Genomic DNA, 535 nt, shown 5'->3' on the forward strand with positions numbered 1-535 from the left:
AAGGTAATATTAATGAGCCTAATTTTTATCATTCAGGTATAACTGTTTTATTACCAAGTGATTTTATAACTATATTAGTGAAAAGATGATCTATACCTTCAATGGATTGAATTTTAGAAAGTATGTAATAAAGATCATCCTGGTTCTTTGCATATCCTCTTAGAATCAAATCATATTCTCCTGTTATCATATCTACCGATGAAATTGAACTTATTTTCATAAGCTTGTATGCTATTTTTTCTGAATTATTTGCATTTACAATACGTACCATGGTTATAAATGTAAGATTGTATCCAAATTTAGCCATATCTATATTGCAGGCAAAGTTTTGTATAATACCAGAATCCAGCATTTGAGTTATTCTTTTTTTTACTGTTGGCTGGGAAATGCCAAGTTGCCTTGATATATCCTTTACAGATATTCTACTGTTTCGTATCAATATTTTTATGACCATTCTATCAATGGAGGAAATTTCGTGTTGCATAAACAATTAATTCAATATTATTTAAAAAAATATCTTTTTAGATCGGAAGAG

Annotated in this window: 1 protein-coding gene; it reads right to left on the minus strand. The window is 28.0% G+C overall.

The window, feature by feature from the left end; all coding sequences use genetic code 11:
- Positions 1-28: 28 nt before the first annotated feature.
- A complete protein-coding gene (locus tag AOG55_RS06755; RefSeq protein WP_082180426.1) occupies positions 29-484 on the minus strand; it encodes an Lrp/AsnC family transcriptional regulator in 456 nt (151 codons plus the stop codon).
- Positions 485-535 lie beyond the last annotated feature (51 nt).

The organism is Acidiplasma cupricumulans (assembly GCF_001402935.1).
Taxonomy (GTDB): domain Archaea; phylum Thermoplasmatota; class Thermoplasmata; order Thermoplasmatales; family Thermoplasmataceae; genus Acidiplasma; species Acidiplasma aeolicum.

What these genes read in the sequence shown, in the direction of transcription:
- AOG55_RS06755 (WP_082180426.1), bottom strand. Translation starts at nt 484, where the DNA reads ATGCAACACGAAATTTCCTCCATTGATAGAATGGTCATAAAAATATTG.